We start from the raw sequence: 26,313 nt of genomic DNA on the forward strand, positions 1-26,313 counted from the left end.
ACAGGCATGGGCCCCACGTGATCGAGTCTGTTCGGATCCTGCTCAGACCCCGAGCAGGTCGACCACGAAGATCAGCGTCTCGCCCGGCTTGATCAGAGGGGACGGGCTCTGGTTGCCGTAGGCGAGGTGGGCGGGGATGGTCAGCTGGCGGCGGCCGCCGACCTTCATGCCCTGCACGCCCTGGTCCCAGCCCTTGATGACCCGGCCGCCGCCCAGCGGGAAGCGGAAGGGGGTCCCGCGGTTCCAGCTGGCGTCGAACTCCTCGCCCGTGCTGAAGGCCACGCCGACGTAGTGCACGGTGACGGTCTGGCCGGCCTGCGCGACCGGGCCGTCGCCTTCCCAGATGTCCTTGATCTCGAGGTCCGCCGGGGGCTCGCCGCCCGGGAAGTCGATCTCGGGCTTGTCGATGCTCACTTGTCTCTCCTTGTTACGTGACCTGCGTCGGGAACAGTCTCACAGACCGGCCGGGTCAGACCGTGCCGAGGATGTCCACCGTGAAGACCAGGGTGTTCTTGGCCAGCTCACTGCTCGGGCTCGCGCCATAGCCGAGCGAGGGCGGGATCACCAGCAGCACGCGGTCGCCCACGTGCTTGCCGACGAGGCCCTTGTCCCAGCCCGCCACCACGGAGCCGTTGCCGATCTGGAAGGCGGTGGCCCCACCGTGGTCCCAGGAGGAGTCGAACTTCTTGCCGTCCTCCCACTTGACCCCGGTGTACTGGGCGATGAGGCCCTGCCCGGCCTCGACCTTCTTGCCGGCGCCCTTGACCAGCACCTGCTCCTTGAGGTCCTTGGGAGCCTTCTCGCCCTTGGGGACGGTGATTTCCGCGGCCTTCTGCGAGGGGGACTTCACCTCGGGCATGCCCGCCTCGGAGGGCGCCTGCTCGCCCTTGGCCTCACCCTTGGAGTCGACGCTCGCGGCCCCGACCGGGTCGACCACCCAGATCAGCACGTCCTTCGCGGCGATCCCCGAGGAGGTGTTCAGGCTCTGGCCGATCAGGTCGCCCGCGGTGCCCTGCACCAGGATCCGGCTGCCGGGCTTCTTGCCCTTCACCGCGTCGAGGACCTTCGCGGGGAGCTGCTGGCTCGGCTTGCCGAGCTGCTCGATGGACTGCCGTCGGGGCGCCTTGTCACCCGTCGATCCCGCGGCCCAGGTACCGCCGAGGTCCTGGCCACCGCCCCACTTCTCGACGGTCCAGTCCAGGCGGACGAAGTCCGAGCCCTTGATCGGGCTTCCGCTGCCCGCCGAGACCGTCTTGACCACGGTCTTGTCAGACGGCTTGCCGTCCTTGGGCACGGAGATCTCGGGCTTCGCCCCGACCTTCCCCGTGACCTCGGCGACGCCTCCCGCCGTGTCGCCGTTGTTCCCGTCGTCCGACCCGCACGCGGCGGTGAACAACAGGGCGGGAACGGCCAGCAGCGCGGCCACGCGTCGTTTCGTGTTGTAGTTCATCAGTCCAACTGGGATCGGTGGTGTGGGGGCAATGGCCGCCACTCTACGGCGTACACGCTCCTCACTCGCCTCACCGCGCGATACGACGTCACCCGGGCCGCTCCCGTACGGGCGGGCCCGGAACGGAAAAGGGCCGATGCCTGGAGGTCCGAAAACCTCCGGGCATCGGCCTTCCCGGACTGGGCGGAACCGGCTCACATTCCGGCGATCAGCTTCTCCACCCGGTCGTCCACGGAACGGAACGGGTCCTTGCACAACACGGTGCGCTGAGCCTGGTCGTTGAGCTTGAGGTGCACCCAGTCGACCGTGAAGTCACGGCGCTGTTCCTGCGCGCGCCGGATGAAGTCGCCGCGCAGCCGGGCCCGAGTGGTCTGCGGCGGAACGGACTTGCCCTCGAAGATCTTCAAGTCGTTGCAGATGCGCGCCGCCTGTCCCTTCTTCTCGAGCAGGTAGTACAGGCCACGACGGCGGTGGATGTCGTGGTAGGCGAGGTCTATCTGCGCGACGCGCGGATGGGACATGGTCATGTTGTGCTTGGCCCGGTACCGCTCGAGCAGCTTGTACTTCATGACCCAGTCGATCTCGGTGCCGATGCGGTCGAGGTCCTCGGTCTCGATCGCGTCCAGGGTGCGGCCCCACAGCTCCAGGACCTGCTCCACGGTGCCGGTGCGGATGCCGCGGCGCTCGCAGAAGTCCACGGCCTTCTCGTAGTACTCGCGCTGCACCTCCAGGGCGGAGGCCTCGCGTCCGCTGGCCAGGCGGACCTTGCGGCGGCCGGTGATGTCGTGGCTGACCTCGCGGATGGCCCGGATCGGGTTCTCCAGCGTGAGATCCCGCATCACGGTGCCCGCCTCGATCATGCGCAGCACCAGGTCGGTGGCGCCGACCTTGAGCAGCATGGTCGTCTCGGACATGTTGGAGTCGCCCACGATGACGTGCAGGCGGCGGTAGCGCTCGGCGTCGGCGTGCGGCTCGTCACGCGTGTTGATGATCGGCCGGGAGCGGGTCGTCGCCGACGAGACGCCCTCCCAGATGTGCTCGGCACGCTGGCTGACGCAGTACACGGCACCGCGCGGTGTCTGGAGCACCTTGCCCGCGCCGCACAGCAACTGCCGTGTGACCAGGAACGGAATCAGAATGTCCGCGAGCCGGGAGAACTCCCCGTGCCGGGCGACCAGATAGTTCTCGTGGCAGCCGTAGGAGTTGCCCGCCGAATCGGTGTTGTTCTTGAAGAGGTAGACGTCGCCCGCGATTCCCTCCTCGTGCAGGCGTCGTTCGGCGTCCACCAGGAGTCCTTCGAGAATGCGCTCGCCCGCTTTGTCGTGGGTGACCAGCTCGGTCACATTGTCACATTCGGGTGTGGCGTATTCCGGATGTGAACCCACGTCGAGATAGAGGCGGGCGCCGTTTCGCAGAAAGACATTGCTGCTGCGGCCCCATGACACGACACGGCGGAAGAGGTACCGCGCCACCTCGTCAGGAGACAGGCGGCGCTGTCCCCTGAACGTGCACGTGACGCCGTACTCGTTCTCCAGCCCGAAAATGCGGCGGTCCATGAGGGAACATTACGCCCGATCCCCTGAACTGAAACGGGGTTCGACGGCACGGTTTGGATCATTTTCCGAACCGGCGGCAACCACCGCTCCCCCGCCGGGAGCTGCGAGTACCCGTCCCGTGGCCGTCAAAACCAGCAGGGACACGCCACCCGCGACACCCGGCACGGCGAAGCCCCACAGTGCCCCGCCCGTCTCCACGACGGGCCCCGCGACGCCCGTTCCGACCGAGTGGCCCACGGTGAACGTCGTCACCAGCCAGGAGAACGCCTCGGTGACCGTGCCGCGCGGCGCGTGCCGGTCGACCAGGACGAACGCGCAGGCGATGGCGGGCGCGAGGAAGACCCCGGCGAGGGCGGTCAGCGCCACCATGGGCACCGCGTCCGGCATGAGCATCAGCGGCAGGTAACACACCACCAGAAGGGCCACCAGCACCCGCAGTCGCCGCGCGGGCTCACCGGCCCACTGCCGGGCCCCGTAGACGGTGCCGCCGACCAGCGCCCCGAATCCCAGGGCCGCCATCAGCCAGCCGTACACGACGTCACCGCCGTGGTCGTCGGCGTAGGGCACCGAGGCGACCGTGATGGAGCCGAGCGCCATCCCGATGAACAGGAACGCCGCCAGCAGGGCGAGCAGCCCCGGCGAGCGCAGCGCGCCCAGCCAGTGCGCCTCACGCGGCGCCGACCGCCACGCGCGCGAGGGCGGCGACACCACCACGGACAGCGCACCCAGCACCCCGACCGCGTTCAGCACGAGCAGCGCGGCCTGGGCGGACCACAGGGACACGCACAGCGTCACGAGCAGCGGCCCGACGGTGAACATCACCTCCTGGGCCACGGCGTCCATGGCGTACGCGGTGTGCACGTGTTCCTCCTTGCGGAGGACCGACGACCACAGGGCCCGCAGCCCGCCCTCGAGAGGCGGCGTGAAGAGCCCGGCACCGGCCACGGCGGCGTACGCGAGGGGCAGCGATCCGATCCCGGCGAAGGCGAAGACGGCCATGGCGAGCCCGGAGAGGACGGCCGCCGGCAGCTGCACACGCGGCTGCCCGCGCAGGTCCACGAACCGGCCCAGCACCGGCTGCCCCACGGCGTTGGCGACGCCGTACACACCCGCGAGCACCCCCGCGAGGCTGTACGAACCGCCTTCGGCCCGTACGAACAGCAGGATCGCGATGGCCGCCGTGGCGTTCGGCAGCCGGCCGACGAGCGTGCCGACGAGCAGCCGGGCGGCGTGTCGCGCCCGAAGGATCTCCAGGTATCCCGTGGCCATGTCCCCCGCCTAGGTTGTACGTATAACGTCTGCCTCCATACGTACCATGGCCGCTGTTCACGAGTCCAGACGAAGGAGCACCCCGACGGTGGCACGAGGCAGCACCCGCCCCACGAGCCGGGACGTCGCCCAGGCCGCCGGCGTGTCCCAGGCGGCGGTCTCCCTGGTCCTCGGGGACAAGTGGCACGGCCGCGTCTCGGAGGCGACCGCTCAGCGGGTCCGCGAGGCCGCCCGCGAGCTGGGCTACCGCCCGAACCTGGCCGCCCGCAACCTGCGCCTGGGCCGTACCCGCACGGTCCTCCTGGTGGTCCCGGCCCTGACCACGGAGTTCTTCGCCGGTGTCTACACGGGCGCCACCCGCGTCGCCGCCGAGCACGGCTTCGGCGTGGTCCTCTACCCCTCCCCCGAGGGCATCGGCCCCGCCCGGGACCCCTTCGCCTCCGCACAGGCCGCCCTCGACGGTGTCATCGCGTCCTCCATGGCCGCGGACGCTCTGACCACGATCCGCGGGGAGGCGCTGCCGCTCGTGATGCTGGACAGCGACCCGGCGGGCAGCCTGGGAGCGGCGACGGTCAACCTGGACATCGCCGACGGTGTCCGCCAGGTCGCCGAACACCTGCTGTCCCTGGGCCACCGGAGATTCCTCCACCTGGCGGCTGACGTGCCGTCCTGGACCTTCGAGGTACGAGCCCGGGAATTGGCGGCCCGCCTGGCCGGGATGCCCGGCACGTCCGTCCGTACGGCCCGCTCACCGATCTCCATCGAGGGCGCCGTGACCGCGGCCGAAACCGCCCTCTCGGGGCCCGGCCCGCGCCCCACGACGGTGGTCTGCGACGACGACCTGCTGGCCGCCGGCACGTACAAGGCAGCTCGCCGCCTGGGCCTGCGCGTCCCGGACGACCTGTCGGTCACCGGCCTGGACGATCTCGCCCTGGCCACGGCGATCGACCCGGAACTGACGACGGTCCGCTTCGACGCCGAGTTGTTCGGTGAACGGGGCATGGCGGCGCTGCTGGCCGTCCTGGAGGGCCGCGAGCCCGAGAGCGGGGACATCCCGGTACGGCTGGTGGTACGGGGCTCTACGGCACCGCCGGGAGCGCGGTAGCGCCCGCTGGGGCGAAGGCCGGCTGGGTCCGCAACCCGGCGGAACGTGGTGCCGCTGCGCCCACCCGTGCCGCCTGGGGGCACCTCCCAGGCCCTCAAGGCACTGGGGGAGGCACGACTGCCCGCAGCGCGGCGGGACCGGCGGCCCGCAGCGCGGCGGGCCTGCGGCAGCCACCACACGCCCGCAGGCGCCGACGGACGGAAGGGGACGTGTCGGGGGGTGTCCGCCCGCAACGGTTGGCACGTCAACGCCAGTCAGTCGGTGTGCGACCCCATCGCGCCGTTCCGAGGACGGACACCCCCCGGCACGGCCCCGACCCACCGCACCCCGGCAGGCGCTACGCGCACCCCCACCGAAGCAGCCACAGGCCGCCGCAGGCACAAGCCGCGCGCCCACACCGCACAACACAACGGCGAGGGCGCGCGGCCGTGGACGACTACTCGCCGTCCCCCGACGCCTCCGACTCCGCCGCGGCATCCGCCTCGGCCTCCGACGCCGTGGTCGCCCCGTCCGCCTCCAGCAGCCGCCCCAGCTGGCGCCCACTGATCCGCTTGAACTTCCGCTTCTGCGGCCGCGTACGGTCCAGCACCGCCACTTCCAGCCGCTCCGCGGGAATCTCCCGCTCACTGCCGTTCGTGTCGCGGGACAGCGCCTGCACCGCCAGCTTCAGCGCCTCGGCCAGCGTCATACCGTCCTGGTGCCGCTGGTCCAGATAGCTGCTGATCTGCTCCGCGTTGCCTCCCACCGCGACCGAGCCGTGCTCGTCCACGATGGACCCGTCATGCGGCAGCCGGTAGATCTGGTCGCCCTCGGGCGTCTCCCCGACCTCCGCGACGACCAGCTCCACCTCGTACGGCTTCTCCGCCGCGCTGGAGAAGATCGTGCCCAGCGTCTGCGCGTACACGTTCGCCAGGCCCCGGGCCGTCACATCGCCCCGGTCGTAGGTGTAACCCCGCAGGTCGGCGTAGCGCACACCGCCGATCCGCAGGTTCTCGTACTCGTTGTACTTGCCGGCGGCCGCGAAGCCGATCCGGTCATAGATCTCGCTGAACTTGTGCAGCGCACGGGACGGGTTCTCGCCGACGAACACGATGCCGTCGGCGTACTGCAGCACGACCAGGCTGCGACCACGGGCGATGCCCTTGCGGGCGTACTCCGCCCGGTCGGCCATCGCCTGCTGGGGTGAGACATAGAACGGCGTCGACACCGGTTATCCGTCCCTCTCTGGAAGATTCCGTCGGTTCACTGGACCACCCTCACGAAGACAGCCCGCTGCTCACAGCAGCGCGGCCCGCGGACCGTCGGGCTGCTCCAGCCGCCGCTCCAGAACCGACCGCGCGATCTCGGACGACTCGTTCTCGGAGAGCCGGCGGAAGCCGTCCTCGGTGATCACGGTGACGATGGGATAGATCCGGCGGGCGACATCGGGACCGCCGGTCGCCGAGTCGTCGTCTGCCGCGTCGTAGAGCGCCTGGACCACGAGCGTCGTGGCCTCGGCCTCGCTCAGGTCGTCCCGGAAGAGCTTCTTCATGGCGCCGCGAGCGAAGATCGACCCGGAACCGGTGGCCGCGAAGTTCTGCTCCTCGGAGCGCCCGCCCGTGACGTCGTAGGAGAAGATCCGCCCCTTCTCCCGGTCCACGTCGTACCCGGCGAACAGCGGGACGACGGCCAGCCCCTGCATGGCCATGGCGAGGTTCGAGCGGATCATCGTCGACAGCCGGTTCGCCTTGCCCTCCAGCGACAGCTGCGCGCCCTCGACCTTCTCGAAGTGCTCCAGCTCCAGCTGGAACAGCTTCACCATCTCCACGGCCAGACCCGCCGTACCGGCGATGCCCACGGCCGAGTACTCGTCGGCCGGGAAGACCTTCTCGATGTCCCGCTGCGCGATGACGTTGCCCATGGTGGCCCGCCGGTCACCGGCGAGGACGACGCCGCCCGGGAACGTCACGGCCACGATCGTCGTGCCGTGCGGCGCCTCGATCGCGCCCTGCACCGGCGGCAACTTCTTGTTGCCCGGCAGCAGTTCCGGCTGGTGATCGGAGAGAAAGTCCATGAAGGAGGAAGACCCTGGCGTCAGGAAGGCAGCTGGTAGACGCCCGGTGCTACGAGTGTTGGCTTCCACGCGATTCCTTCCACGTATGCGACAGCCCGCCCTGTGACGTCGGGCCGATCCTTGGAACAACCCCGGCCCGGTTGCGGCCGGGGGCTCGGTATGCCACGGACCCTACCCGTCCTTCGGCGGTGATCCACATGCCCGGCGGATCCAACTCCGCGGGAGCCACGCCGCATTTGCCGGCCTCCCGCCCGGCGGACAGCCGGGCTCCGGGCGCCACCGACGCCCGGAGCGCCGCACACGAGGGCATCACGTCCTGCGGTGCCCCGCGCGCAGCGCTCCGCGCTCGGCTCGTCCGTCACTCACGACACCCCGTTCACCTTCGGAGTGAAGGCTCAGGCGCCTTACTGGCCACCCTTTTGAACGAAGGACCGCACGAAGTCCTCGGCGTTCTCCTCGAGGACGTCGTCGATCTCGTCCAGAACCGAGTCCACGTCGTCGCTCAGCTTCTCCTGTCGCTCCTTGAGGTCCTCGGAAGCCTGCGACTCTGCCGCCTGCTCCTCGACCTCCTCGGTGGACCGGGTGGCCTTCTGCTGTCCGCCGCCGGTGTCCTTGGTCGCCATATCCCTCACCCCGCTCGGTTCGCCCGACACAGTTGCTCGGTCAAGATCAGACCCTACTCGCCGGGTCTGACAATGGCCCCGCTGTTGCTCCAACGTACGGGGACCACCTCGATGATTCCCGGACCTGGGATTTTCCACCCTGCCCGGCGGGCCCCAACCGTGTACCCGTTGACCGCACTCACCCGCCCGAAAGGACCCTGACCAGGTCTTCCGCGGTGCGGCAGCGGTCCAGAAGCTCCTTGACGTGATTACGCGTTCCGCGAAGCGGTTCCAGGGTTGGAACGCGCTGAAGGGAATCCCGGCCCGGCAGATCGAAGATCACCGAGTCCCAGGAGGCCGCCGCCACGTCGTCCGCGTACTGCTCCAGGCAGCGGCCGCGGAAGTAGGCGCGCGTGTCCTCCGGCGGCGCCGTACGGGCCCGCTCGACGTCCGCCTCGTCCAGGAGCCGCTTCATGCGCCCGCGGGCCACCAGACGGTTGTACAGGCCCTTGTCGGGCCGTACGTCGGCGTACTGGAGGTCGACCAGGTGCAGCCGCGCCGCGTCCCAGTCGAGACTGTCCCGGCGCCGGTAGCCCTCCATGAGCTCCCGCTTGGCGACCCAGTCCAGCTCCCCGGCCAGGCTCATCGGGTCGTGCTCCAGACGGGTGAGCGTGTCCTCCCAGCGCGAGAGGACGTCCTTGGTCTGGTCGTCGGCGTCCGCGCCGTAACGCTCCTCCACGTACTTGCGCGCGAGCTCGTAGTACTCCATCTGAAGCTGGACCGCCGTGAGCGTACGGCCGCTGCGCAGCGTGACCAGGCGCTTCAGGGAGGGGTCGTGCGAGACCTGGTGGAGGGTGCGGACGGGCTGGTCGACGGCCAGGTCGACTGCGATGAAACCGTCCTCGATCATCGACAGGACCAGGGAGGTCGTCCCCAGCTTGAGGTAGGTCGAGATCTCCGACAGGTTCGCGTCGCCGATGATCACGTGCAGCCGGCGGTACTTCTCGGCGTCCGCGTGCGGCTCGTCGCGGGTGTTGATGATCGGGCGCTTGAGCGTCGTCTCGAGGCCGACCTCGACCTCGAAGTAGTCGGCTCGCTGGCTGAGCTGGAAGCCGTGCTCGTGCCCGTCCTGGCCGATGCCGACGCGGCCCGCGCCGGTGAAGACCTGGCGGGAGACGAAGAACGGCGTCAGGTGGCGCACGATGTCCGAGAAGGGGGTCTCCCGCTTCATCAGGTAGTTTTCGTGCGTGCCGTAGGACGCGCCCTTGTTGTCGGTGTTGTTCTTGTACAGGTGGATCGGCTGGGCACCGGGCAGCTGGGCGGCCCGTTCCGCGGCCTCCGCCATGATCCGCTCGCCGGCCTTGTCCCAGAGGACGGCGTCCCTCGGATTGGTGACCTCCGGGGCGCTGTACTCGGGGTGCGCGTGGTCGACGTAGAGCCGTGCGCCGTTGGTGAGGATCACATTGGCCAGGCCGATGTCCTCGTCGGTGAGCTGGCTGGAGTCGGCGGCCTCGCGGGCGAGGTCGAAGCCTCGCGCGTCCCGCAGCGGGTTCTCCTCCTCGAAGTCCCAGCGGGCCCGGCGGGCCCGGTGCATCGCCGCCGCGTAGGCGTTCACGATCTGGGACGAGGTGAGCATGGCATTGGCGTTGGGGTGGCCGGGGACGGAGATTCCGTACTCCGTCTCGATGCCCATTACTCGCCGTACGGTCATGCGGCCCTCCTTGCCCGGCGGCGCCCTCGGTCGTGGGCGCCACTCAGATACCGCTGGCGCTCGGTTGCGTGTGCGGTGCCCGTCCCCGCACTGCGCGACGTGGCGGTACGCAAGAGCCTAGAACGCCTTTGCGCTGGTGGGGAGATCATTTGCGTCATTGCGTTGCTCCAGCCGTGGCCTGAAAAACAGTCGGCTGCGGGTACCCGCCGAGGGCACCCGCAGCCGCCCTGCCTTTTACAGGTACTGACCGGTGTTCGCCACCGTGTCGATGGAGCGTCCGGTGTCCGCGCCCTGCTTTCCGGTGATGAGCGTACGGATGTACACGATCCGCTCGCCCTTCTTGCCGGAGATCCGGGCCCAGTCGTCCGGGTTGGTGGTGTTGGGCAGGTCCTCGTTCTCCTTGAACTCGTCCACGCAGGCCTGGAGGAGGTGGGAGACCCTGAGTCCCTTCTGGTTCTTCTCGAGGAAGTCCTTGATCGCCATCTTCTTGGCGCGGCCCACGATGTTCTCGATCATGGCGCCGGAGTTGAAGTCCTTGAAGTAGAGAACTTCCTTGTCGCCGTTGGCGTAGGTGACCTCCAGGAAGCGGTTCTCCTCGGATTCGGCGTACATCTGTTCGACGGCCGTCTGGATCATGCTCTGGACCGTGGCGGCCTTGGACCCACTGTGTTCGGCGAGGTCGTCGCTGTGCAGCGGGAGGCGCTCGGTGAGGTACTTGCCGAAGATGTCCTTGGCCGCCTCGGCGTCCGGACGCTCGATCTTGATCTTCACGTCCAGCCGGCCGGGACGCAGGATGGCGGGGTCGATCATGTCCTCACGGTTGGAGGCACCGATCACGACCACGTTCTGCAGGCCCTCCACACCGTCGATCTCGGCGAGCAGCTGCGGGACGATGGTGTTCTCCACGTCCGAGCTGACACCGGAGCCACGGGTGCGGAAGAGGGACTCCATCTCGTCGAAGAAGACGATGACGGGGGTGCCCTCGCTGGCCTTCTCACGGGCCCGCTGGAAGACGAGGCGGATCTGCCGCTCCGTCTCACCGACGTACTTGTTCAGGAGCTCCGGGCCCTTGATGTTCAGGAAGAAGCTCTTGCCGGCGGCCTGGCCGGTCACCTCGGCGACCTTCTTGGCCAGCGAGTTGGCCACGGCCTTGGCGATCAGGGTCTTACCGCATCCGGGGGGCCCGTACAGCAGGACGCCCTTCGGCGGCCGCAGTTCGTGCTCCTTGAACAGGTCCGGGTACAGGTACGGAAGCTCGACCGCGTCGCGGATGGCCTCGATCTGGCCGCCGAGACCACCGATCTGCTCGTAGCCGATGTCGGGGACCTCTTCGAGGACGAGCTCCTCAACCTCGCTCTTGGGCACGACCTCGTAGACGTAGCCGGAGCGGGGTTCGAGCAGGAGGGCGTCGCCGGGGCGGATGGTGACGTCCAGCAGCGGCTCGGCGAGCCGTACCACCCGCTCCTCGTCGGTGTGCCCGAGCACCAGGGCCCGCTCGCCGTCCTCGAGGATCTCCTTGAGTGTGACGATGTCGCCGACGCGCTCGAACTCCATGGCGTCGACCACGTTGAGCGCTTCGTTGAGCATCACTTCCTGGCCGCGCCGGAGCTCGTCGAGCTCGACGCTGGGGCTGACGTTCACCCTGAGCTTGCGGCCGCCGGTGAAGATGTCGGCGGTGCCGTCCTCGTTGGCCGTCAGGAAGACACCGAAGCCGGCCGGCGGCTGCGCGAGCCGGTCGACTTCCTCCTTGAGGGCCACGATCTGGTCACGAGCCTCACGGAGCGTGTTGGCGAGCCGCTCGTTCTGTGCGGACACGCCGGCCAGATTGGTCTGCAGCTCGACGATCCGCTCTTCGAGAATCCTCGTGTGTCGCGGAGAGTCGGCGAGCTTGCGTCGCAGGACGGCGATCTCCTGCTCAAGGTAGGCGATCTGCCCGGCCGGGTCGTCGGACCCGCGTCCCGGGCGGATGCCGCGGTTCATGTCGTCGTCGTGGGCTGCCACGGTCCTCACCTCCTCCAAGGGGAGCTGGACGCTTCCAGACCCTACCTGGGCGGGTGTCGATTGAAACCCCTAGATCACAAAGACGGTCGGGGTGTGTCCGATCTTCACCCTTGCGCTCTCCCTCACGCCAGGGGAATACCCAGCGAACATGATTGGAACCCAGCCTCAGGTACGGTCGAAGCGTTCAACACCCGTCAGAGCTGGCCGGATTCCCGGCACGGCTCGACGTATGAAACGGCAGGAGACATGAGCGTGCAGCAGGAGGCCGGGGTCGACGGCGAGGCACTGGAGGTCTGGATCGACCAGGACCTGTGTACCGGTGACGGCATCTGCGCCCAGTACGCGCCCGAGGTGTTCGAGCTGGACATCGACGGTCTGGCCTATGTGAAGAGCCCCGACGACGAGTTGCTCCAGGACAAGGGCGCGACAACGCCCGTTCCGCTGCCGCTTCTCACGGACGTGATCGACTCGGCGAAGGAGTGTCCGGGCGACTGCATCCACGTACGTCGAGTTTCGGACAGGACCGAGGTCTACGGACCGGACGCGGAGTGACTGCTTCTCTACGTACCGTTACTACTGTCTGATATCTCACACGTAGCGGCGCAGAAGCCTCACACGCTGCGGGCACCGGCCGGTACCGAGCGCACGAACGCGCCGTTCTGCCAACGCCATTTCGCGTCGCTGCGCACATCGGGGCAGCAACGCGGCACATCGGACGACGAGTAGCCGAGGAGCGTGGCAGTGACGGCGCCGTCGCGTACGGCGAAGTCGCTGACGGAGGTGCCGTCCTCGGGGTCGAGCAGAGTCGCCACCACACGCGGTGCGCCGCCGTCGCGGCCCCGGGTGAGGACGTACACGCCGTCCGGCGGGGTGCCCATCGGGGAGTCGCAGTGGACCACGGCCACCGTCTCGGGGTTGCCGTCGCCGTCGAGGTCGCCGGAGGCCTTCTTCTCCACCACGGCCTTCACCGGGCCGCACTCGAGGGGGAACTCCACCGCGGCCGGGGCGGGCGCCGTCACGTTCGCCGGCGCGCTTTTCGTCTCGGGGGCGGACGGCTGGGCCGCCGTGGCCGCGCCCGGCTGGAAGAGCGAGGAGAGGGCCATGACGCCGGCGACGGCTGTCGCGGTGGCGAGCCAGTGGATGGGGCGGGTGTGGGTGTGGGCGAGCTCCGGGACGGCGGAAGGCTGCACTAGGAGTGTCTCCTGAGGGCTGTACCGGTGGGTGGCCAAGATGGTGCCACACGTCACACCGTGTGGGAACGGCGGGGTGTGCAGGTCCTGTGGCGGGGAAGCCGGAAGGGTTACGGTCCCTGCCGCCGTGTCAGCGGGCGGGTGCCGGATCGGGCCGCTGTGGGACGGCGTCACCTCGGCAAGGCGGGCCGCCGGGGGCCTGTTTCAGGTCGAGGGGGACACGCGCTGGTCCACCCGTCGCGGCGCGCGGGGCAACGGTGAGGCGCCGTGGCGGAGTTCCGGAGTGGGTCCGGGAACTCCGCCACGGCGCCTGTGCGTTGTGCGGGGCGGCGGGCCGTGTCAGCGGCCGGTGCCGCCGTCGGCGTTGGGGCCGGCGTAGTCTTCGCCGTAGGCGCCCTTGGCGGGGCGGCGGCGGCGCATGGGCGGCTCGACGCCGTCGGCGAGGCGGCGGGCCGTGAGCAGGAAGCCGGTGTGGCCGATCATCCGGTGGTCCGGGCGGACGGCCAGGCCCTCGATGTGCCAGTTGCGGATCATCGTCTCCCAGGAGGTCGGCTCGTTGAAGCAGCCGATCTCGCGGATGGACTCGACGGTCCGGGCGAGCTGGGTGGTGGTCGCCACGTAGCAGCACAGGATGCCGCCGGGGACCAGTGCCTTGGAGACGGCCTCCAGGCACTCCCAGGGGGCGAGCATGTCGAGGATGACGCGGTCGACGTCGGCGTCGGACAGGTTGTCCTGGAGGTCGCCGACGGTGAGCTGCCAGGCGGGGTGCGGGCCGCCGAAGTAGCGCTCCACGTTCGCCTGGGCGATCTCGGCGAAGTCCGCGCGGCGCTCGTAGCTGTGCAGCATGCCCTGGTCACCGATGGCGCGCAGCAGGAAGCTGCTGAGCGAGCCCGAGCCGACACCGGCCTCCACGACGCGGGCGCCGGGGAAGATGTCGGCGAAGGCGAGGATCTGCCCCGCGTCCTTCGGGTAGACGACGGCTGCCCCGCGGGGCATGGACAGGACGTAGTCGGGGAGCAGGGGGCGCAGCGCGAGGTAGGCGACGTTTCCCGTGGTGCGGACAACGCTGCCCTCGGGAGCGCCGATCAGTTCGTCGTGCGGGAAGGAACCCTTGTGGGTGTGGAAGTTCTTCCCGGCCTCGAGCGTGAACGTGTAGTGGCGGCCCTTGGGGTCGGTCAGCTGTACCTGGTCCCCGACCTTGAAGGGCCCGCGCCTGCGGGCGGCACCGGTCGGTTCGGACATGTGACCAGCCTACCGGCACCTGAGAGGCCTTCCGACCACGGTCCGACCGCTAGGGCCTGTCGTTTGGATCACGCCGCAGACGCCGGGTCTGGCACGCGCATCTGCGCTGATCAGCGCTGTCGGTTCCCTGCGACCTGATCCAAACGACAGGCCCTAGGAGGGACGGGCCATGGCCTTCACGAAGGCTCGTTCCACGTCGGCCGCGGACAGGACGCCGTAGATCTCGCCGGTCTCCTCGACCACCAGGTACTCGGTGGCGGGGGTCGCCCGGAGCGCGTCCAGGAGCTCCTCGCCGGACAGCTCCGCGGAGACGCGCATGCCGTCGGTCAGGTCCTGGGCGAGGCCGCTGACCGCGACCCAGGGGCGGCGGTGTTCGGGTACGCCGACGATGGCGGCCTCGCGGACGAGGGAGACGGGGTTGCCATGGGCGTCGACGACGACCAGGGCGCGGGCACCGGCGGCGTTGGCGCGGCGCAGGGCTTCCGAGAGGGGGGTGTGGGTCTGGACCGGGACGGCACGGCGGGTGAGCGCGCGGGCGCGCAGTTCGGGGAGGTGCTCGCGCAGCCGGGCCATGCGCAGGCTGTTGCCGGCGCCGGTCCAGATGATCGCGGCGAGGATGGCGGCGAGCAGGGCGTCCAGGACTGTGTCCATGCCGACGTTGTCCACGGCGTCGGTGCCGAGGGCGCCGGACTGGGTCAGCAGGGGCAGGCCGATCAGGACGGAGACGGCGAGGGCGCGGCCGACCCAGGCGGCGGTGACGGTGCCGGTCATCGGCTTGCCGGTGATCTTCCAGACGACCGCGCGGAGCATGCGGCCGCCGTCCAGGGGCAGGCCGGGCAGGAGGTTGAAGGCGGCCACGATCAGGTTGGAGATCATCAGGCCGGCCAGCAGGACGCCCGGAACCGTGCCGGGTTCCACGGCCTGCAGGGCGGCGTAGAAGACGCCGGCCAGGGCGAGGGAGAGCAGCGGTCCGACGAAGGCGAGCACGAACTCACGGCCGGGGGTCTCGGCCTCCTTCTCGATTTCGGAGACGCCGCCGAAGAACTGGAGCTGGATGCGGCGGACGGGGAGCTTGAAGCGGAGGGCGGCGACCGTGTGGGCCAGCTCGTGCACCAGCACGGACGCGTAGAAGGCGACCGCGAAGAACAGGGAGACCAGGTACCGGGCGGCGCCGAGCTCGGGCAGCACGCGCTCCAGCTGTCCGCCGAACACCCAGGTGATCAGCGCGGCGACGAGGAACCAGCTGGGCGCGACGTAGACGGGCACGCCGAACGGCCGCCCCATCAGCAGTCCGCCTCGCGGCTCCGGACGCTGGGGCGCGGGGCCCTTGCCGTCGGCCGAGTGCGCGAGGTGGCGGTCACCGGTGCCGGGGGTGGCGTGCCGGCTGTGCGCGTCGGGCCTGCCCGCAGCGGGGTCCGCGTGCGGACCGGTGGCGTAAGCACGGTCGGGGTGCGCGTCACCTTCCGGCGACCGGTTGCTGCCGTCACGGTCGCCGTGGGCGGGGGCCTTGCGCAGGGCGTCAGGCTCGGGGCGGTCGGGGTGCGCGTCGGCGTCCGCCGGTCGGCTGCCGTCGGCCTCGCGGCGGGTATCGGCCTCGGGGCGGTCCGGGTGCGCGTCGCCCCCGGAACGGCGGCTGCCGGAGGCGTCGTGAGCGGACTCCTCGGGGCGGTCCGCGTGCGGGGCGGCCTCCGGACGGGGGCTGTCGGCGCCCTCGCCGCGCGCGGAGGCCTCGGCGTGGTCGGGGTGTTCCCGGGGTGACGCCTCCGGGGGGCCGTCGGTGGTGGGGGGCTCATCCGCTGCCGGGTCGGCCGCCGGTCCGGGTGTCTGCTGAGACGGGCGTTCGTCCGGCCGGGCCGGCGGCGTCGCGGCAGGGGCGTCGTCGTCGCTCGTGGAGGTGAACCGCCGTACGTCCGTGGACCGTTCGTCGGCGGAGGTGGGATCGGTGGCCCGGGCCGGAGGCCCTGCGTGGCGCTCGGCCGACTCCTCGTTGCCGGACCGCGGCTGCCCGCGCCCGCCGCTCTCGTCCACCGGTGTCCCCTCGTTCGCATCGTCTCCCGCGCCTGCCGGACGGGAGGGTCTCGAGTCGATGGTATGCGTCCGTCGAGGTGCCTTCCGCTCCGGCACCCCTGAGTTTCCCTCCTCACTCCAGCCCGTGGCGTGACCGCGGCTGGGTCACTGTCAGTGGCGGCCCGTATGGTCTGGGGCATGGAGACGAGCACCGAGGGCGCGGCGCAGCCCGACAGCAGCCCTGTCGTGGCGGTGGATCCGCCGGCCCGGGCCGGACTTGCGGAGGCGGCCGTCGAGACGGCGGAGACAGCAGTGGAGACGGCGGCCGAGTCCGCTGCCGAGACCACGCCCCCGGCCATACCGCCCGCCTCGCTGTCCCCCTCGCGTGCCAGTGACTTCATGCAGTGCCCGCTGCTCTACCGCTTCCGCGTCATCGACCGGCTGCCGGAGAAGCCGAGCGAGGCGGCGACCAGGGGGACGCTTGTGCACGCGGTCCTGGAGCGCCTCTTCGACGCCCCGGCCGCGGAGCGCACGGCACCGCGGGCGAAGTCACTGATCCCGGGTCAGTGGGACCGGCTGCGGGAGACGCGGCCGGAGGTCGTGGAGCTGTTCGCCGACGATCCGCAGGGCGAGCGGCTGGCGCGCTGGCTGGGCGAGGCCGAGCAACTCGTCGAGCGCTGGTTCAGCCTGGAGGACCCCAGCCGTCTCGAGCCGGCCGAGCGGGAGCTGTTCGTCGAGGCCGAGCTGGAGTCCGGGTTGCGGCTGCGCGGGATCATCGACCGGGTCGACGTGGCGCCCACGGGCGAGGTCCGGATCGTCGACTACAAGACGGGCAAGGCTCCCAGGCCCGAGTACTCCGAGGGCGCCCTGTTCCAGATGAAGTTCTACGCCCTGGTCGTGTGGCGGCTGAAGAACGTGGTCCCGAGGCGGCTCCAGCTGGTCTACCTCGGCAGCGGCCAGGTGCTGACGTACGACCCCGTCCTCGCCGACCTGGAGCGGGTCGAGCGCAAGCTGCTCGCGCTATGGGAGGCGATCCGGCTGGCGACCGAGACGGGCGACTGGCGGCCGCGCCCCACGAAGCTGTGCGGCTGGTGCGACCACCAGGCGCACTGCCCGGAGTTCGGCGGCACTCCCCCGCCGTACCCGCTGCCGCTGCGCGCGACCGGCCAGGGCGGCTGAGTCCGGCGGCCCCGCGCAGGGCAGAATGGGGCCGGACTAGCGAAGGAGACTTACGTGGCCATCCGCGTCCTACTGGTCGACGACCAGCCCCTGCTCCGTACGGGCTTCCGGATGATCCTGGAGGCCGAGCAGGACCTCGCGGTCGTCGGCGAGGCCGGAGACGGCCTCCAGGCGCTCGACCAGGTGCGGGCGCTGCAGCCCGATGTGGTCCTGATGGACATCCGCATGCCGCGGATGGACGGTGTGGAGGCGACCCGTCAGATCACCGGGCCCGGGCGGGACGGTCCGGCGAAGGTCTTGGTGCTGACCACCTTCGACCTCGACGAGTATGTCGTGGAGGCCCTGCGGGCCGGTGCCAGCGGCTTCCTGCTCAAGGACGCCCCGGCCAACGAGCTGGTGCAGGCGATCCGGGTCGTGGCCGCGGGTGAGGCGATGCTCGCGCCGAGCATCACCAGGCGGCTGCTCGACAAGTACGCCACACATCTGCCGTCGGGCGAGGAGCCGGTGCCGGACACGCTGCACACGCTCACCGACCGCGAGGTGGAGGTGCTGAAGCTGGTGGCGCGCGGGCTGTCCAACGCCGAGATCGCCGCCGACCTGTTCGTCAGCGAGACCACCGTCAAGACGCACGTCGGGCATGTGCTCACCAAGCTGGGCCTGCGCGACCGCGTGCAGGCCGCGGTGTACGCCTACGAGAGCGGGCTGGTGCGCCCCGGCGCGCAGTAGACACCCGGACACACAGAGGGCGCCCCCTGCCGAGCAGAGGGCGCCCTCTTCCTTCACGAACGCGTGTGCGTCAGGAGTCGTCCTTGCTCAGCTCCCAGAAGCGGAACACGGTGGACGCGTCGAGGCAGTACTCCAGTCCGTAGACACCGTCCCGGACGACCGCGTACTGCTTGGCCTGCCACACCGGCAGGACGGGCAGTTCGTCGGCGACGATGTCCTGGAGCTCGCCGAACTCCTTGTCCGTGGCGGCGCGGTTGGTCAGGGCGGCGGTGCGCGGGATCAGCGTGCCGGTGATGGTGCCGTTGTCGTAGTTGTTGCCCAGCACGTTGCCCTTGCCGAAGAAGGGGGCCGTGAAGTTGTCGGCGTCCGGGTAGTCGGGCACCCAGCCCTTCACGTAGACGCCGTACTTGCCGGCGGCGATGTCCTTCTCGTACTGGCCGAACGGGACGGACTTGACGGTGGCGTCGAACAGGCCGCTCGCGTTGAGCTGGCCGGCGATGGCGTTCAACTCCTGGTCGGTGGCGGGGCCGTAGCGGGACGGCGTCGACCAGAGGGTCAGCTTCACCTTGCCGTCGATGCCGTCGGCGCGCAGTGCCGCGGCCGCCTTGGACTTGGACGGGCGGGCGCCGTAGGTGTCGAAGAAGGCCGTGTTGTGGCCGGCGATTCCCGCGGGGATGATCGAGTACAGCGGGGTCGCGGTGCCCTGGTAGACGTCCTTGATGAGGGCTTCGCGGTCGAGCAGGTGGGCGATGGCCTTGCGCACGCCGGGCTTTCCGGCAACCGGGTCGTCCATGTTGAACACCAGGTGCTGGACCTCGGCGCTGCTGCCCTCGACGACCTCGACGCCGGTGCCGTCGTCGGCCTTCTCCATGTCCGCGATGTCGCCGGCGGTCAGGCCGCGGTAGGCGATGTCGACGTCCCCGCCCTGGATGGCCTGCTTCAGGGCGGTCTGGTCGCCGTCGAAGAACTTGAGCGTCACGCCGGCGTTCTTCACCTCGGCGGTGCCCTTGTAGTTCTCGTTGACGGAGAAGACGGCCTGCTCGTCGTCGATCGAGTCGAGCTGGTAGGGGCCGGAGCCGACGGCCTTGCCGTCCTTGCGCAGCCCGTCCGCGTCGTACTCGCGGTGGTCGACGATGGAGCCGGCGCCCGAGGCGATCTTGCTCGGGAAGGTGGCGTCGGCCGTGTTGAGCCGGAAGACGACCGTCTTCTCGTCGGGCGTCTCGACCTTCTCCAGCGTGGGGAACATGATCGCGGGCCCGTCGGGGTCGTTGATCTTGAGCATGCGGTCGAAGGAGAACTTGACGTCCTCGGAGGTGAGCTTGTCACCGTTGCTGAACTTGAGGCCGTCCTGCAGCGTGCACTTGTAGACCGTGGTCTGTGTGTCGCTGAAGGAGCAGCTCTCGGCCGCCTCCGGCTGGGGTTCCGTGGCGCCCTTGGGGAAGCTGAGCAGCGACTGGAAGACGTTGTTGAACAACAGCCAGGAGCCGGGGTCGTAGCCGGATGCCGGGTCGGTGGCCAGGACGTCGTCCGACATCCCCACCACCACGTTGGAGTCGTCCCCCGCGGAGTCTCCGGTCTCCGTGCCACAGCCGGTCAGCAGGCCGGAGGCGAGCCCCGCCACGAGGGGCAGGACCGGCCACTGGTTGCGTATGTTCACGTGTGTGCCCTGTCGTCGGTTCTCGAGAGCGCCCGGAGCATGTCCCTGGCTCCGGGCACGGTTCCCCGGGGGCCGCGGTCACCGGCCCCGGGGTTCCCATGGGTCCGTCAGCCACTCACGCCCCGGCCGAGCTCCCACAACTGGAGCGTCGACGAGGAGTTGAGGGCGTACGCGGTACCCGTGATGTCGTCGCGCGCGGCGACGTACTGCTTGCCCTGCCACAGCGGCAGCACCGGTACGTCGGAGGCGACGATGTCCTGAATGTCCGTCAGGCTGGTGGAGGCGGACAGCCGGTCCGCCTCACGGCGCGACTCCGGGATCAGGGTGCCCCGGATCCGGCTGTTGTCGTACGGCGAGCCGAGGGTGTTGTCCTTGTCCAGGAACGGCGCGAGGAAGTTGTCGGCGTCCGGGAAGTCCGGGAACCAGCCCATGCCGTAGACGTCGTACTCGCCCTTCTTCTCAGCCGGGCGGAAGGTGTCCCACGGCGTGCCCTTGACGCTGACGTCGAACAGCCCGCTGGAGTTCAGCTGGTCGCGGAGGACCTGGAACTCCTGCTTGGTGGCCGGACCGTAGTGGTCGGTCGTGTAGTGCAGCGTCAGCTTCACCGGGGTGGTGATGTTGGCCTGGTTGAGCAGCGAGCGCGCCTTGGTGACGTTCGGGTCGCCGTACTTGTTGAAGAACGAGTTGGAGTGGCCGGTGACGCTGGCCGGGACGAGCGAGTACAGCGGCTCGGCCTGCGATCCGTAGACCTTGGAGACCAGCTCGCTGCGGTTGACGACCTGGGCCATCGCCTGGCGAACGGCCTTGGACTTCACGGTCGGGGCGTCGGTGTTGAAGCCCAGGTAGCGGATCTCCAGGCCGGGCATCTCGACGAGGTCGATGCCGGTGTCCGCGTCGCCCGAGAGCTTGCGGATCTGCTCCGGTGACATCGCACGGGTCATCAGGTCGATGTCGCCCTTGTTCAACGCCGTGCCCATGGCGTCGGCGTCCTTGAAGGAGACCATGTCGACCTTGTCGTTGTTCACCTTCAGGCTCCCCTTGTAGGAGGGGTTCCGGGTGAACCGGGCCTTGACCATCTCGTTGTTCTCGACCTCGGCTTTGAGCGTGTACGGGCCGGAGCCCTCGAGGTCGAAGCCGTCGCGCAGCTTGTTCTTCGGGTAGTCGTCGGGGTCGACGATGCCGGCGACCGGGGTCGACAGCTTGTACGGGAAGGTCGCGTCGGCGGTCTTGAGGTGGAAGATGACCTCGCGGTCGCCCTGCGTCTCGACGGTGTCGATGGTGGACAGCAGCGCGAACACGCCGCTGTCGGCCTTGAGGGAACGGGCGCGGTCGATCGAGTACTTGACGTCGGCCGCGGTGACGGGGTCGCCGTTCGCGAACTTCAGTCCGTCGCGCAGGGTGCAGGCGTAGCGCTCGTTGCCGGTGTCGGTGAAGCCGCAGCGCTCGGCGGCCTCGGGTACCGGCTCGCCCTCGCCGCGCGGCTGGATCATCAGGGTCTGCACGGTCTGGCGCAGGATGTTCCAGGTGCCGACGTCGTAGGCGTACGCCGGGTCGAGGGGTGCGGGGGCGTCCTTCGAGGCGGTGAACCGGTCCGTGGTGCCGACGACGATCGCGTCGCCGTTGTCGCTCCCGCTGTCGGTCCCGCCGCAGGCGGCGAGCACCGGCGCGAGCAGGCCGATCACGGTCGGCAGCACCAAAGTCTTGCGGTTCATGCTCGAGTTTCTCCAGAGCTGTCGACTCCGTGTACCCGGCATGCAGGGGTGGCGCAGCGGATCACGGGGGTGGGGCGATGTTCTCGCGTCGAGATTAGTCGCGGTCGGCAGGAGGGTTCGCCGCCACCGGAGTTGAGCACCCATCACGCTGCGGAACCGGGCGTGGACGCACCGAAAACCCGACAGCGGAAGCTTTGGTGCAGCGTTCCATCAATCGGGACACAAGGGCACGCCGACAGCCCTCTTGAGGGGGTGCGCAGCACGCGCCGGACGTGCTGTCGACCCCGGGCCGCGTGGGGAACGTCACACCCGTAAACGGGTGCGGGGTACGGGAATTCGATCCTCCGGGGAGTTCGAATTCACCTTCGGAATTACCGTCCTAACGCCGCCGCACGCTGGGTGAACAGCTAGCGCATTTCCGTCATCAGGCCGTGCAGAAATGTCAGGTCGACCTCTTCGAGAGAGGTGACGACCGTACGCCTGAGGGCCGGGGCGATGGGGGCCACGGAGGGCACCGCCACGACCTGGCAGCCCGCGGCCTCGGCGGCGGCGACTCCGGTCGCGGTGTCCTCGATGACGGCGCACCGGGCGGGGTCGGCGCCGAGGCCGGCGGCGGCCGCCAGGTACGGGTCGGGGTGGGGCTTGGTGCGCGGCACCTCGTCACCGGCCACCGTCAGGGCGAAGTGGTGCGCGCCCAGGGAGGTCAGTACCCGGTCGATGATGCGCCGGTGCGAGGCGGAGACGAGGGCCGTGGGGATCTCGTACTCGTACAGCTCCGCCAGCAGCCGGCCGGCGCCGGGCATCAGCGGCAGGGCGCGGCCGATGCGTTCCTCGAAGCCGTCGTTCAGCAGGACCGTGAGCTCGTCGAGGGTGATGTCCGCGCCGGTGGCCTCGATCAGGAAGCCCGCGCTGCGGGTCATGGGACCGCCGACCACGACGTGCCGCCAGGACTCGTCCAGCCTGTGGCCGAGGGAGGCGAAGACCTCCACCTCGACGTCCCACCAGAAGCCCTCCGTGTCCACCAGGGTGCCGTCCATGTCGAGGAGCACGGCCTGCAGGGCCGACCCCTCGGCCGTACGTGTACCGAGCGCGGGGACCGTACTGGTCATCCACCTACCTCCTTGAGGGACGATCAGGCCGGTTCCCACGGGGGAACCGGCCTGCAGTGGACCGACCAGTCTACGTCGTGTGCGGCCGAAGTGCCTCGTTTAACCGCTGTGCCCCCGGGCACACCGTGCATACGCCGGGGGCCGCTGTGGCATGCGCCCGAGGGGGCTGCTCAGCGGGCGTTGAAGTACTTCGCCTCCGGGTGGTGGATCACGATGGCGTCCGTGGACTGCTCGGGGTGCAGCTGGAACTCCTCGGACAGGTGGACGCCGATGCGCTCCGGCTGGAGCAGGTCGGCGATCTTCGCGCGGTCCTCCAGGTTGGGGCAGGCGCCGTAGCCGAGCGAGAAGCGGGCGCCCCGGTACTTCAGCTCGAACATGCCCTGCATCTCGTCCGGGTCCTCGCCGGCGAAGCCGAGTTCGGAGCGCACGCGCGCGTGCCAGTACTCGGCGAGCGCCTCGGCCAGCTGCACGGACAGGCCGTGCAGTTCGAGGTAGTCGCGGTAGGCGTTGGCCTCGAAGAGCCGCGCGGTCTCCTCGCCGATGCGCGAGCCGACGGTGACGACCTGGAGGCCGACGACGTCGGTCTCGCCGGACTCCTCCGGGCGGAAGAAGTCGGCCAGGCACAGGCGACGGCCGCGGCGCTGGCGCGGGAAGGTGAAGCGGGTGCGCTCGTTGCCCTGCTCGTCCAGGATGATCAGGTCGTCGTCCTTGGAGACGCACGGGAAGTAGCCGTAGACCACGGCCGCCTCCAGCAGGTTCTCCGTCTGGAGCTTGTCCAGCAGCCCGCGCAGCCGGGGCCGGCCCTCGCTCTCGACCAGTTCCTCGTACGACGGGCCCTCGCCGGTGCGGGCCTGCTTCAGGCCCCACTGGCCCTTGAACAGGGCGCCCTCGTCGAGCCAGCTCGCGTACTCCTTGAGCTGGATGCCCTTGATCACGCGGGTGCCGCGGAAGGGCGGCTCGGGGACCGGGTTGTCGGTGGCGACGTCGGAGCGGACGTGCCCCTCCTCGGGACGCTCCTCCACGGCGGCCGGGGCGGTGGCCCGGACCCGTCGCTGCTTCAGCTCGGGCAGCTTCGCGCCGGGCACGCCCCGCTTGACGCCGATCAGGGCGTCCATGAGGCGCAGGCCCTCGAAGGCGTCGCGGGCGTAGCGGACCTCGCCCTGGTAGATCTCGTGCAGGTCCTGTTCGACGTAGGCGCGGGTGAGGGCGGCTCCGCCGAGGATGACCGGGAAGCGGGCGGCCAGGCCGCGCTGGTTCAGCTCCTCCAGGTTCTCCTTCATGATCACCGTGGACTTGACCAGGAGACCGGACATGCCGATGACGTCGGCCTTGTGCTCCTCGGCGGCGTCCAGGATCGCGGAGACCGGCTGCTTGATGCCCAGGTTGACGACGTTGTAGCCGTTGTTGGTCAGGATGATGTCGACGAGGTTCTTGCCGATGTCGTGCACATCGCCGCGCACGGTGGCCAGCACGATCGTGCCCTTGCCGGCCTCGTCGGTCTTCTCCATGTGCGGTTCGAGGTGGGCGACGGCCGTCTTCATCACCTCGGCCGACTGCAGGACGAACGGCAGCTGCATCTGGCCGGAGCCGAACAGCTCACCGACGACCTTCATACCCTCCAGCAGCGTCTCATTGACGATGTCGAGCGCGGGGCGGGACTGCAGGGCCTCGTCGAGGTCGGCCTCCAGGCCGTTCTTCTCGCCGTCGATGATGCGCCGCTTCAGGCGCTCGTCCAGCGGCAGGGCGGCCAGTTCCTCGGCCTTGCCGGCCTTGAGGGACTTGGCGGTGGCGCCCTCGAACAGCTGCATGAGCTTCTGCAGCGGGTCGTAGCCCTCGGCGCGGCGGTCGTAGATGAGGTCCAGAGCCGTCTGGACCTCCTCCTCGCTGAAGCGGGCGATCGGAAGGATCTTCGACGCGTGCACGATCGCCGAGTCCAGGCCCGCCTTGACGCACTCGTCGAGGAAGACGGAGTTGAGCAGGATGCGGGCTGCCGGGTTGAGGCCGAAGGAGATATTCGACAGGCCCAGCGTGGTCTGCACCTTCGGGTGGCGCCGCTTCAGCTCGCGGATGCCCTCGATGGTGGCGATGCCGTCCTTGCGGGACTCCTCCTGGCCGGTGCAGATGGTGAAGGTCAGACAGTCGACGAGGATGTCCTCCTCGTGGATGCCCCAGTTGCCCGTCAGGTCGTCGATGAGCCGTTCGGCGATCTCGACCTTCTTCTCGGCGGTGCGGGCCTGGCCCTCCTCGTCGATGGTCAGCGCGATCAGCGCGGCGCCGTGCTCCCTGGCCAGCTGGGTGACCTTGGCGAAGCGGGACTCGGGGCCGGCGCCGTCCTCGTAGTTCACCGAGTTGATCACCGCGCGGCCGCCGAGCTTCTCCAGACCGGCCCGGATCACCTCGACCTCGGTGGAGTCCAGCACGATCGGCAGCGTGGAGGCGGTCGCGAAGCGTCCGGCCAGCTCCTCCATGTCGGCGACGCCGTCGCGGCCGACGTAGTCCACGCACAGGTCGAGCATGTGCGCGCCCTCGCGGATCTGCTCGCGGGCCATCTCCACGCAGTCGTCCCAGCGGCCGTCCAGCATGGCCTCGCGGAACTTCTTCGAGCCGTTGGCGTTGGTGCGCTCGCCGATGGCCAGGTAGGAGGTGTCCTGCCGGAACGGCACCGACTGGTACAGCGACGCCGCGCCCGGCTCGGGCTGCGGGCTGCGCTCGCTCGGGGTGACGTCCCGGACGCGCTCCACCAGCTGGCGCAGGTGCTCCGGCGTGGTGCCGCAGCAGCCGCCGACCAGGGACAGGCCGTAGTCCCGGACGAAGTTCTGCTGGGCGTCGGCCAGGCCCTCGGGGTCGAGCGGGAAGTGGGCGCCGTCCTTGGTGAGGATCGGCAGGCCGGCGTTCGGCATGCACAGCAGCGGGATGCGCGAGTGGCGCGTCAGATAGCGCAGGTGCTCGCTCATCTCGGCGGGGCCGGTGGAGCAGTTCAGGCCGATCATGTCGATGCCGAGCGGCTCCAGCGCGGTCAGCGCCGCGCCGATCTCGGAGCCGAGCAGCATGGTGCCGGTGGTCTCGAAGGCCATGGAGCACAGCAGGGGCACCTCGACGCCGGTGGCCTGCATGGCCCGGCGGGCGCCGAGAATGGAGGCCTTCGTCTGGAGCAGGTCCTGCGTGGTCTCCACGAGCAGCGCGTCGGCGCCGCCGGCGAGCAGGCCCTCGGCGTTGGCCTGGTAGCCGTCGCGGATGGTGCCGTAGGTGACGTGGCCGAGCGTGGGCAGCTTGGTGCCGGGGCCGATCGAGCCGAGCACCCAGCGCGGCCGGCCGTCCCGGGCGGCGTACTCGTCGGCCGCCTCGCGGGCGATCCGGGCACCCGCCTCGGACAGTTCGTGCACTCGGTCGGAGATCTCGTACTCCGCCGCGGCCGTGTGGTTGGCGCCGAAGGTGTTGGTCTCGACGCAGTCGACGCCGACCGCGAAGTACGCGTCGTGGACGGAACGGACGATGTCCGGCCGGGTCACGTTGAGGATCTCGTTACAGCCTTCGAGATTCTCGAAGTCCTCGAGCGTCGGGTCCTGCGCCTGGAGCATGGTGCCCATGGCCCCGTCGGCCACGACCACACGGCTGGCCAGGGCCTCTCGGAGGGCGGACACGCGGGTCCGGCTGTCGGAAGGGGTCGGTGGCAACGAGGCCATGTAAAGGGCTCCCTCGAGTGCGACGGCTGTCGGCTATGCGGCTTCCCGGACACACGGGGGG

19 protein-coding genes and 1 pseudogene are annotated in these 26,313 nt (G+C 69.8%); 4 read left to right on the forward strand and 16 right to left on the reverse strand.

What is annotated here, in order from left to right; genetic code table 11:
* Positions 1-42 precede the first annotated feature (42 nt).
* From ACIBL4_RS21320 to ACIBL4_RS21335, 4 genes are all read right to left on the reverse strand, one after another.
* Positions 43-414: an FKBP-type peptidyl-prolyl cis-trans isomerase gene (locus ACIBL4_RS21320; RefSeq protein ID WP_020274869.1), complete on the reverse strand. Its 372-nt coding sequence runs from the start codon at positions 412-414 to the stop codon at positions 43-45.
* Positions 415-469: 55 nt separating this feature from the next.
* On the reverse strand, positions 470-1,450 hold the full coding sequence (locus ACIBL4_RS21325) for an FKBP-type peptidyl-prolyl cis-trans isomerase (protein WP_399412289.1): 981 nt from the start codon (positions 1,448-1,450) through the stop codon (positions 470-472).
* A 194-nt stretch (positions 1,451-1,644) separates the two neighbouring features.
* A complete protein-coding gene (gene pafA / locus ACIBL4_RS21330) occupies positions 1,645-3,006 on the reverse strand; it encodes a Pup--protein ligase (RefSeq protein ID WP_119101884.1) in 1,362 nt (453 codons plus the stop codon).
* Between the two features lie 9 nt (positions 3,007-3,015).
* Positions 3,016-4,275, reverse strand: coding sequence for an MFS transporter (locus ACIBL4_RS21335; protein ID WP_399412291.1), 1,260 nt, complete (start codon positions 4,273-4,275; stop codon positions 3,016-3,018).
* 46 nt (positions 4,276-4,321) lie between these two features.
* On the opposite strand from ACIBL4_RS21335, the gene ACIBL4_RS21340 reads away from it, so the two are divergent.
* Positions 4,322-5,380, forward strand: coding sequence for a LacI family DNA-binding transcriptional regulator (locus ACIBL4_RS21340; RefSeq protein WP_399412293.1), 1,059 nt, complete (start codon positions 4,322-4,324; stop codon positions 5,378-5,380).
* A gap of 436 nt (positions 5,381-5,816) precedes the next feature.
* Here the strand turns inward: ACIBL4_RS21340 and prcA are convergent, their stop codons facing one another.
* The 5 genes from prcA to arc form a co-directional block, all read right to left on the reverse strand.
* Positions 5,817-6,587, reverse strand: a complete 771-nt coding sequence (gene prcA / locus ACIBL4_RS21345) for a proteasome subunit alpha (RefSeq protein WP_399412295.1) — start codon at positions 6,585-6,587, stop codon at positions 5,817-5,819.
* Between the two features lie 69 nt (positions 6,588-6,656).
* On the reverse strand, positions 6,657-7,502 hold the full coding sequence (gene prcB, locus ACIBL4_RS21350) for a proteasome subunit beta (RefSeq protein ID WP_086564245.1): 846 nt from the start codon (positions 7,500-7,502) through the stop codon (positions 6,657-6,659).
* A 335-nt stretch (positions 7,503-7,837) separates the two neighbouring features.
* Complete coding sequence (locus ACIBL4_RS21355) at positions 7,838-8,056, reverse strand: ubiquitin-like protein Pup (RefSeq protein WP_094055289.1); 219 nt, start codon at positions 8,054-8,056, stop codon at positions 7,838-7,840.
* 178 nt (positions 8,057-8,234) lie between these two features.
* Positions 8,235-9,746 (reverse strand): depupylase/deamidase Dop, encoded by a 1,512-nt coding sequence (gene dop, locus ACIBL4_RS21360; RefSeq protein ID WP_399412298.1) that lies wholly within the window; start codon positions 9,744-9,746, stop codon positions 8,235-8,237.
* A gap of 234 nt (positions 9,747-9,980) precedes the next feature.
* A complete protein-coding gene (gene arc, locus ACIBL4_RS21365; protein WP_399412300.1) occupies positions 9,981-11,747 on the reverse strand; it encodes a proteasome ATPase in 1,767 nt (588 codons plus the stop codon).
* Between the two features lie 246 nt (positions 11,748-11,993).
* Between arc and ACIBL4_RS21370 the strand changes: the two genes are divergently transcribed.
* Positions 11,994-12,299, forward strand: coding sequence for a ferredoxin (locus ACIBL4_RS21370; protein WP_391086785.1), 306 nt, complete (start codon positions 11,994-11,996; stop codon positions 12,297-12,299).
* A 59-nt stretch (positions 12,300-12,358) separates the two neighbouring features.
* On the opposite strand, the gene ACIBL4_RS21375 is transcribed toward ACIBL4_RS21370, so the two are convergent.
* From ACIBL4_RS21375 to ACIBL4_RS21385, 3 genes are all read right to left on the reverse strand, one after another.
* The gene (locus ACIBL4_RS21375) at positions 12,359-12,937 is read right to left on the reverse strand and encodes a hypothetical protein (RefSeq protein ID WP_399412303.1); all 579 of its coding nucleotides are present in this window, start codon (positions 12,935-12,937) and stop codon (positions 12,359-12,361) included.
* 339 nt (positions 12,938-13,276) lie between these two features.
* The gene (locus ACIBL4_RS21380) at positions 13,277-14,179 is read right to left on the reverse strand and encodes a tRNA (adenine-N1)-methyltransferase (RefSeq protein WP_020274881.1); all 903 of its coding nucleotides are present in this window, start codon (positions 14,177-14,179) and stop codon (positions 13,277-13,279) included.
* A gap of 153 nt (positions 14,180-14,332) precedes the next feature.
* The gene (locus ACIBL4_RS21385) at positions 14,333-16,207 is read right to left on the reverse strand and encodes a site-2 protease family protein (protein ID WP_399412305.1); all 1,875 of its coding nucleotides are present in this window, start codon (positions 16,205-16,207) and stop codon (positions 14,333-14,335) included.
* 177 nt (positions 16,208-16,384) lie between these two features.
* On the opposite strand from ACIBL4_RS21385, the pseudogene ACIBL4_RS21390 reads away from it, so the two are divergent.
* Positions 16,385-17,405: pseudogene (locus ACIBL4_RS21390) on the forward strand (RecB family exonuclease).
* A gap of 14 nt (positions 17,406-17,419) precedes the next feature.
* A complete protein-coding gene (locus ACIBL4_RS21395) occupies positions 17,420-18,091 on the forward strand; it encodes a response regulator transcription factor (RefSeq protein ID WP_010045368.1) in 672 nt (223 codons plus the stop codon).
* 70 nt (positions 18,092-18,161) lie between these two features.
* Here ACIBL4_RS21395 and ACIBL4_RS21400 read toward each other — a convergent pair whose 3' ends face one another.
* The 4 genes from ACIBL4_RS21400 to metH form a co-directional block, all read right to left on the reverse strand.
* Positions 18,162-19,748, reverse strand: coding sequence for an ABC transporter substrate-binding protein (locus ACIBL4_RS21400; RefSeq protein WP_399412307.1), 1,587 nt, complete (start codon positions 19,746-19,748; stop codon positions 18,162-18,164).
* Between the two features lie 107 nt (positions 19,749-19,855).
* Complete coding sequence (locus ACIBL4_RS21405) at positions 19,856-21,460, reverse strand: ABC transporter substrate-binding protein (RefSeq protein ID WP_399412309.1); 1,605 nt, start codon at positions 21,458-21,460, stop codon at positions 19,856-19,858.
* Between the two features lie 407 nt (positions 21,461-21,867).
* Positions 21,868-22,569 carry an HAD family hydrolase gene (locus tag ACIBL4_RS21410; protein WP_399412311.1) on the reverse strand — a complete coding sequence of 234 codons (702 nt, stop codon included), beginning with the start codon at positions 22,567-22,569 and terminating at the stop codon, positions 21,868-21,870.
* A 170-nt stretch (positions 22,570-22,739) separates the two neighbouring features.
* The gene (gene metH / locus ACIBL4_RS21415) at positions 22,740-26,252 is read right to left on the reverse strand and encodes a methionine synthase (protein WP_399412313.1); all 3,513 of its coding nucleotides are present in this window, start codon (positions 26,250-26,252) and stop codon (positions 22,740-22,742) included.
* Positions 26,253-26,313 lie beyond the last annotated feature (61 nt).

Origin of the sequence: Streptomyces sp. NPDC050416 (assembly GCF_044458845.1) — a bacterium.
Taxonomy (GTDB): domain Bacteria; phylum Actinomycetota; class Actinomycetes; order Streptomycetales; family Streptomycetaceae; genus Streptomyces.